The organism is Blastomonas sp., assembly GCF_041747255.1.
Classification (GTDB): domain Bacteria; phylum Pseudomonadota; class Alphaproteobacteria; order Sphingomonadales; family Sphingomonadaceae; genus Blastomonas.
In genome coordinates this window covers 1-7,233 of record NZ_JBGTFM010000030.1, presented here as the reverse complement: position 1 = coordinate 7,233, position 7,233 = coordinate 1, and the positions used below count along the sequence as shown (strand labels likewise).

Annotated in this window: 7 protein-coding genes and 1 pseudogene; 6 read left to right on the top strand and 2 right to left on the bottom strand. The window is 64.3% G+C overall.

Translation table 11 applies throughout. From position 1 onward, the window contains the following. Both ACEW8G_RS01150 and hemH read left to right on the top strand, forming a co-directional pair. On the top strand, positions 1-879 hold an 879-nt coding region (locus tag ACEW8G_RS01150), incomplete at its 5' end, for a molybdopterin cofactor-binding domain-containing protein (protein WP_373486616.1). A 26-nt stretch (positions 880-905) separates the two neighbouring features. Further along, positions 906-1,904, top strand: a complete 999-nt coding sequence (hemH, locus tag ACEW8G_RS01145) for a ferrochelatase (RefSeq protein ID WP_373486617.1) — start codon at positions 906-908, stop codon at positions 1,902-1,904. Between the two features lie 31 nt (positions 1,905-1,935). On the opposite strand, the gene ACEW8G_RS01140 is transcribed toward hemH, so the two are convergent. Together ACEW8G_RS01140 and ACEW8G_RS01135 are read right to left on the bottom strand one after the other, a co-directional pair. Beyond that, positions 1,936-2,925: an aldo/keto reductase gene (locus ACEW8G_RS01140; protein WP_373486615.1), complete on the bottom strand. Its 990-nt coding sequence runs from the start codon at positions 2,923-2,925 to the stop codon at positions 1,936-1,938. Next, positions 2,922-4,142 carry a dicarboxylate/amino acid:cation symporter gene (locus ACEW8G_RS01135; RefSeq protein ID WP_373486614.1) on the bottom strand — a complete coding sequence of 407 codons (1,221 nt, stop codon included), beginning with the start codon at positions 4,140-4,142 and terminating at the stop codon, positions 2,922-2,924. Before ACEW8G_RS01135 ends, ACEW8G_RS01140 begins: the two co-directional genes overlap by 4 nt. 125 nt (positions 4,143-4,267) lie before the next feature. Between ACEW8G_RS01135 and glmM the strand changes: the two genes are divergently transcribed. From glmM to ACEW8G_RS01115, 4 genes and pseudogenes are all read left to right on the top strand, one after another. Beyond that, a complete protein-coding gene (gene glmM, locus ACEW8G_RS01130; RefSeq protein WP_373486613.1) occupies positions 4,268-5,608 on the top strand; it encodes a phosphoglucosamine mutase in 1,341 nt (446 codons plus the stop codon). Continuing rightward, positions 5,608-5,838, top strand: a complete 231-nt coding sequence (locus ACEW8G_RS01125; protein ID WP_373486612.1) for a DUF1272 domain-containing protein — start codon at positions 5,608-5,610, stop codon at positions 5,836-5,838. Before glmM ends, ACEW8G_RS01125 begins: the two co-directional genes overlap by 1 nt. Before the next feature lie 44 nt (positions 5,839-5,882). Then, complete coding sequence (gene thiD, locus ACEW8G_RS01120) at positions 5,883-7,040, top strand: bifunctional hydroxymethylpyrimidine kinase/phosphomethylpyrimidine kinase (RefSeq protein ID WP_373486611.1); 1,158 nt, start codon at positions 5,883-5,885, stop codon at positions 7,038-7,040. Positions 7,041-7,151: 111 nt separating this feature from the next. Continuing rightward, positions 7,152-7,233: pseudogene (locus tag ACEW8G_RS01115) on the top strand (superoxide dismutase [Fe]); the annotation flags it as partial.

The window sequence follows — 7,233 nt, the reverse complement described above, 5'->3', positions numbered from 1 at the left end:
GCGGCGGCGCTGATCGACAGCGAGGCCAACATCACCGCGCTGTCGGTCAAGATCGCAAGCCCGCCCAGCGCGCGCGAATTTGCCCAGCGCTTTTTCAACGATGCACACCCGATGGCGGCGATTGCCAGGACCAGCGGTCAGGCTGATACAATGTCGGTTGCGGGCGCAGACATCCCCTATGACATCGCCAACCTGTCGGTCGATCATTACCCCGCGCATATCGGCGTGCCCACCGGGCGCTGGCGTGGCAATGCCGCCAGCTACGGCGTGTTCGTCACCGAATCGTTTGTTGACGAGATGGCGGATCAGGCGGGCCGCGAACCGCTGTCGTACCGGGTGCAGATGCTGGGGCAGAACATCCGTCTCGCCAATTGCCTGACGCGCGTGGCAGGGCTGGCCGAATGGGATGGCGGGCTCGACAGCAGCGGCCAGGGCGTGGCCTGTTGCAGCGTCAACGGCGCGCATATCGCGGTGATCGCCAGCGCCTCGCGCAGCGGATCGGGTGACGCGCCGGGCGCGGCGCGCAGTGGCTTCCGCGTCGAGCGCCTGTCCGCCGTGGTTGACGCAGGCCGCATCATAAATCACGACATTGCCTTGCAACAGATCGAGGGCGGTATGATATTCGGGCTGGCGATGGCCATGGGCAGTGCATCCAGCTGGACCAACGGCTATCCCGATGCCCGCACGCTCGCGGCGCTTTCCCTGCCTCAGCTGGCCGATATACCGGAGATTCGCGTGGACTTTATTGAAAGCCAGGAAGCGCCCGCTGGCCTTGGCGAAATTGGCGTGCCTGCGGTCGCGCCCGCCATCGCCAACGCGCTGCATTCTGCCACGGGCCTGCGCTTTCGCCAGCTTCCCCTGCTCTCAGGTGGCCTGTGAGCGAGACGGAGATTTCGATGTCGGGTATGGCGGTGCCGGGGGATCACCCCGAGATCAAGCCGCCGCGTGTCGGTGTGTTGCTGATCAACCTGGGCACGCCCGCAGCGCCAACCACCCAGGCGGTGCGCGAATACCTGGGCGAATTTCTGTCGGACAAGCGCGTCGTGGAAATTCCGCAGATCGTCTGGCAGCCATTGCTGCGCGGGGTCATTCTCAACACCCGCCCGCAAAAATCGGCCGCCGCTTATGCCGAGGTGTGGACCGATCACGGTTCGCCGCTCGCGGTCTATTCGCGGCGGCAGGCGATTGCGCTCAAAGAACGGCTCGGCGACAGTGTGCTGGTCGAACACGCGATGCGCTATGGCAAGCCGTCGATCGAGCAGCGCATCCATGCGATGAAACAATCGGGCTGTGACCGCATCCTGCTCGCCCCGCTTTACCCGCAATATTCGGGCGCGACCACCGCCACCGCCAACGACAAGGCATTCGAGGTGCTGCAGAAAATGCGCTGGCAGCCCGCGATCCGCACGTTGCCGCCTTATCATGACGATCCGGCGCATATCGACGCGCTCAAGCGCAACATCGAGCACGCCATCGCCTCGCTTGATTTCGAACCCGAAGCCATCGTCACCAGCTTTCACGGCATGCCGCTGCGCACGCTGGAGCTGGGCGACCCTTATCATTGCCAGTGCCGTAAAACCGCGCGGTTGCTGTCTGAGGCAATGGGGCGCGAGCTGGTCGTCTCGTTCCAGTCGCGCTTTGGCCGCGCCAAATGGCTGGAGCCTGCGACCGACGACACGCTGGAGGCGCTCGGCAAACAGGGGGTGAAACGCATCGCGGTGGTCGCGCCGGGCTTTTCGGTCGATTGCCTTGAGACGCTTGAGGAACTGGCGATCCAGGGTCGCGAACAGTTTGAAGAGGCGGGCGGCGAAAAGTTCGCCTATCTGCCGTGTCTGAATGTCAGCGGCGAAGGCATGGACATGCTGGAGACCTTGGTGCGGCGCGAACTGGGCGGCTGGATCTAGCCCAGGCGTCGTGTGCCGTGGACCAACACGATCAAATCCGCACCATCTTCATCCCTGCCTGACCATAGCGATCACCCGCTGTGCCGCCGCGCGGCGCGGCCTTGTCGAGCGCATCGAGGTCGGCGATGGTCAGCGTCACGTTTATCGCGGCCATCGAATCCTCAAGCGTGGCGCGCCGCTTTGACCCGGGAATCGGCACAATGTCATTGCCCTGCGCCAGCAGCCACGCCAGCGCGATCTGTGCGGGCGAGACGCTGCGCGCTGTCGCAATCGCCTTGACGACATCGACGATGCCCAGATTGGCGGTGAAATTTTCCTCCGAATAGCGCGGGTCGCGCAGCCGGTAATCGCCTTCGGGCAGATCGGACCGCTGGGTAATCTGTCCGGTCAAAAAGCCCCGCCCCAGCGGACTGTAAGGCACGAAGCCGATGCCAAGGTCCTGACACAAGGGCAGGATTTCGCTTTCAATCTCGCGCTCCCACAGCGAATACTCGCTTTGCAGCGCGGCGATCGGATGGGTGGCGTGCGCGCGGCGGATCGTGTCAGTGCCGGCTTCCGACAGGCCAAGAAAGCGCACCTTGCCCTCTTCAACCAGCCGTGCCATCGCGCCGACAGTCTCTTCAATGGGCACATCGGGATCGACCCGGTGCTGATAATACAGGTCGATGGTCTCGATCCCCAGCCGCTTCAATGACCCTTCGCAGGCGCGCCGCACATTGGCGGGGGAGGAATCGACGCCGGTGATCGCGCCATCTGCAATCTTGAAACCGAATTTGGTGGCGATCACCAGCCTGTCGCGCCGCCCCCGGATCGCCTGACCCAGCAGGTCCTCGTTGGTATACGGCCCGTAGACCTCGGCGGTGTCGAAAAACGTCACGCCCAGTTCCATGGCACGCTCCAGCGTCGCCACCGACTCGCGGTGATCCGCCTTGCCATACATATTGGTGCCGACACCCGCCATCGGCATGCAGCCGAGGCCTAGCGCAGACACCTCCAGCCCGCCCAGCTTGCGATAGATCACGGCCTGTCTCCTTCGGCGCGGGCGATGGTCGTGGTCACCGCCATGTTCATCGTCACATTGCCCAGCGTGCGCATGATATCGGGAAACACCTCGATAGCCAGCAAAAGCGCGAGCGGCTCCACCGGCACACCCATTGCGATGCAGATCGGCGCAATGGAGCTGATGAAGCTGATCGATCCGGGCAGCGACACCGCGCCCATGGTGGTGATCGCCGCTGCCGCCAGCCCCGCCGCGAATGCCACCGGCCCCAGTTCGATGCCCATCAGATGCGCGACATAGATCGCGACAGCAAAGTTCATGCACGGCCCCGTCGCGCGGAACAATGCCACCGCAATCGGCAGCACGACATCGGCAACCCGGTCGCTGACCCCCAGGCTGCGCACCCCGGTCAGCATCGCGGGCAACGATGCGAGCGAGGACTGGGTCGAGATCGCAACCGCCTGCGCCGGGATCGATGCGCGCATGAACACCAGCGGGCTGATGCGTCCGCCAAGCGCCGCCAGCACAAAGGCCGCGATCCAGATGATCGCGCCGATGCTGATGACGATCAGCACATAATGGCCAAGCGCGCCAAAGGCAGCGGCGCCCGCGCGCGACCCAACGACCAGTCCGAGTGCGAACACGCCAATTGGGGCAAGCACCAAAACCCAGCCGATCAGGATGATCATCGCCTCGGCAATCGTCGCGAAGAAGCCCTGCACCGGCAGACGGCGCTCCTCTGGCACGCGGGTCAGCGCAAAGGCGAAGGCAAGCGTGAAGATGATCAGCGGCAAGATGGCATCATTGGCCGCCGCTGCGACCGGATTGGTCGGGATCAGCGCACGGACAAACTCGCTGAAAGGGGGTACTTCGCCGGTGGATGCGGTCCCGGCCAGCGCCGTCTGCAAGGCAACGCGTGCCGTCTCCGGCAGCGGGAACGCGGCGAGCAGCGCAGGGGTCACGAATGCCGCCATCGCTGCCGACGCCCATAAAAGCGCGATCATCGTTGCGATCGTGCGCACCGTCAGCGTGCCGGCGCGCGCCATCTGCGCAGTGCGCAAAATGCCCGTGATCAGCAGCGTTACGACCAGCGGCACCACCGTCATCTGCAGCCCACGCAGCCACATGCTGCCGACGACATCGGCAACGCTGACCACGCCCGGCGCGCTCGCCCCGGTGGCAATGCCGATGGTGATGCCCAGCAGCAAGGCGCCCAGAACCAGCAGTGTTTTCAGCATTTATGCACGCCCTGTTTGCTAAACCCACGCTTATCCATAGTTGGACGTTGCTGGCTGGCAAGCGCTAACGCGATGGGCTAGAGCCGGTTCCATCGCCGGATGAAACCGGGCAAAAGGTGAAAAGTGTGACACGCAAGTTTTTCGGCACTGACGGCATCCGGGGCCGGACCAACAGCGGCTTCATGACTGCGGCGATGGCGATGCGCGTGGGGCAGGCGGCGGGCACGCACTTCCTGCGCGGCACGCACAAGCACCGCGTCGTCATCGGCAAGGACACGCGCCTGTCCGGCTATATGATGGAAAATGCGCTGGTCGCAGGCTTTACCAGCGTCGGCATGGATGTCGTGCTGGTGGGGCCGATGCCAACGCCTGCGGTGGCCATGCTCGCGCGTTCGATGCGCGCCGACCTTGGCGTGATGATCTCCGCCAGCCACAATCCTTATGAGGACAATGGCATCAAATTGTTCGGCCCCGATGGCTTCAAGCTTTCCGACGAAGACGAGACCAACATCGAGATGCTGATGGAGACCGAGCCGAAGCTCGCTGACGCATCCGCCATCGGCAGAGCCCGGCGGATAGAGGACGCGCGCGGGCGCTATATTTACGCGGTCAAGACCTCGCTGGCCGATGATGTCAGGCTCGATGGCCTCAAGATCGTTGTCGATTGCGCCAACGGCGCGGCGTATCAGGTAACCCCATCTGCTTTCTGGGAGCTAGGTGCCGAGCTGGTCACCATTGGTGTCAGTCCCAATGGCCTCAACATCAATGACCGGGTCGGATCAACGCACGTTGAAACGCTGCAGGAGCGGGTCGTCGCATCGGGCGCGGACATTGGCATCGCATTGGATGGCGATGCCGACCGGCTGATCGTGGTCGACGAAAAGGGCAAAGTGGTTGACGGCGACCAGATCATGGCGCTGATCGGCGCGAGCTGGGCGCGGCAGGGGCGGCTGCGCGGCGGCGGCGTCGTGGCGACGGTGATGTCGAACCTGGGGCTAGAGCGCTATCTCAAGGGTCAGGGGCTTGAGCTGATCCGCACCAAGGTGGGGGATCGCTATGTGCTCGGCGCGATGCGCGCGGGCGGCTATAATGTTGGCGGCGAGCAATCGGGCCACATGATCCTGCTCGACCATGCGACCACCGGCGATGGCACGGTGGCGGCGCTGCAGGTGCTGGCGGAGCTGGTGCGCGAGGGCAAGCCGGCGAGCGAAATGCTGCATGTGTTCGATCCGGTGCCGCAGTTGCTCAAGAATGTGCGTTTCTCAGGCGGCAAGCCGCTCGAGAATCCGCGCGTGCAGCAGGTCATCGCCGATGCCGATGAGGAGCTGCGCGGACGGGGGCGGCTGGTCATCCGGCCATCGGGCACCGAACCGGTGATCCGGGTGATGGCCGAAGGCGACGATGCGGGCCAGGTCGAGGACATTGTTGACCGCATCTGCGCGGTGGTGGCAGAAGTGGCAGTCTGATGCTTGAAATGCGACCCGACTGTGAGCGTTGCGGCGCGGATACGCCCGCCGACGCACCGGGCGCGTTCATCTGTTCTTTTGAATGCACGTTCTGCGCGCAATGCAGCGAGGCGCTCGATGATATCTGTCCCAATTGCGGCGGCGAACTGCTCGACCGCCCGGTACGCGCGACCAAGCTGCTGGCGAAGTTTCCGGGGTCAAGTGCGCGCAAGTGTACGCAGCATGGGTGAGGTGTTGCCGATCATAACTTTCCCGCATTCCCTCGGGACAGACGATGGGTGTGGGTGTGACTAACACCCCCCGCATCTTGACCATCGCCGGATCGGACAGTTCGGGCGGCGCGGGCATTCAGGCGGATATCAAGACGATCACCATGCTCGGCGGCCATGCGATGAGCGCGATCACCGCGATTACCGCGCAGAATTCGCGCGGGGTCGATGCGGTGCAGGTGCTGGGTGCCGATATGGTACTGGCGCAAATCGATGCGGTGGTGCGCGATATCGGCGTGGATGCGATCAAGATCGGCATGCTGGGGTCGGCCGATATTGCCGAACGGCTGGCGGATTGGCTGGCGGCGCGCGAGCCGGTTCCGCTGGTGTTCGACCCGGTCATGATCGCATCGAGCGGTGCGGTGCTTGCCGACGCCGCGACCATTGCCGCCTTCCGCCGATTGATGACCCATGCCGTTGTCGTGACCCCCAACTTGCCCGAGCTTGACGCACTGGGTGGCCAAGACGCGGTGCTGGCGCTCGCGCCCGCGCTGCTGGTCAAGGGCGGCCACAGCGGCGAGGACACCGTCACCGACCGGCTGGTCACCCGCGATGGCGAGGTCGCCGTCTGGTCAGACCCGCGCATCGACACACCGCACAGCCACGGCACCGGCTGCACGCTTTCCAGCGCGATTACGACCTTGCTGGGGCAGGGGATGGCACTGGAAGCCGCTGTCGATCAGGCGCGCAGCTTCGTGCGGCTGGCCCTGCGCGATGCGCCGCGCCTGGTCCCCAGCAACGGCCCGATGGGGAACGGCGCGGTTCGCAACGATGCGCTTGCGCCCGGCCTTCACCTCAACCAGATCACGCTGCCCGCGCGCAATTATGCCGCATCGGTCACTTTCTACCGTGCGCTTGGCCTCACCCAGATCGTCGACAGCCCAGGCAACGGCTATGCGCGGTTCGAGGCGGGCAACGGCGTGACCCTCTCGATCCACACCGGCGATGATGCAGGCGGCGCGGTGGTCTACCTCGAGTGCATCGATCTCGACGCGCGCGTCACGCAGCTGACATCGGAGGGCTTTGCCTTCGATCAGCTGCCGCAGGACAAAAACTGGGGCTGGCGCGAGGCACGGCTGTGCGATCCAGCGGGCAACACCTTGTGCCTGTATCACGCGGGCGAGAACCGGCGCTATCCGCCCTGGCGGATCGCAACCGAATAACCACCGCCCCGTAATTGCTTCAGGCCCAGCGCTTTCGCCCTTTACCCGCAATGGCAATTGCCCATATGCGTAGCGGCAACAGTTATACCGTTCCCAAACAGGAGATGACCCATGGCTTTCGTCCTTCCCGCGCTTCCCTTTGACAAGACTGCTTTCGGCGACATCATGTCGGCTGAAACCTTCGATTATCACC

Coding starts and splice junctions, on each gene's coding strand:
- hemH (WP_373486617.1), top strand. CDS start 906: ATGGCGGTGCCGGGGGATCACCCCGAGATCAAGCCGCCGCGTGTCGGT.
- ACEW8G_RS01135 (WP_373486614.1), bottom strand. CDS start 4,142: ATGCTGAAAACACTGCTGGTTCTGGGCGCCTTGCTGCTGGGCATCACC.
- ACEW8G_RS01125 (WP_373486612.1), top strand. CDS start 5,608: ATGCTTGAAATGCGACCCGACTGTGAGCGTTGCGGCGCGGATACGCCC.
- thiD (WP_373486611.1), top strand. CDS start 5,883: ATGGGTGTGGGTGTGACTAACACCCCCCGCATCTTGACCATCGCCGGA.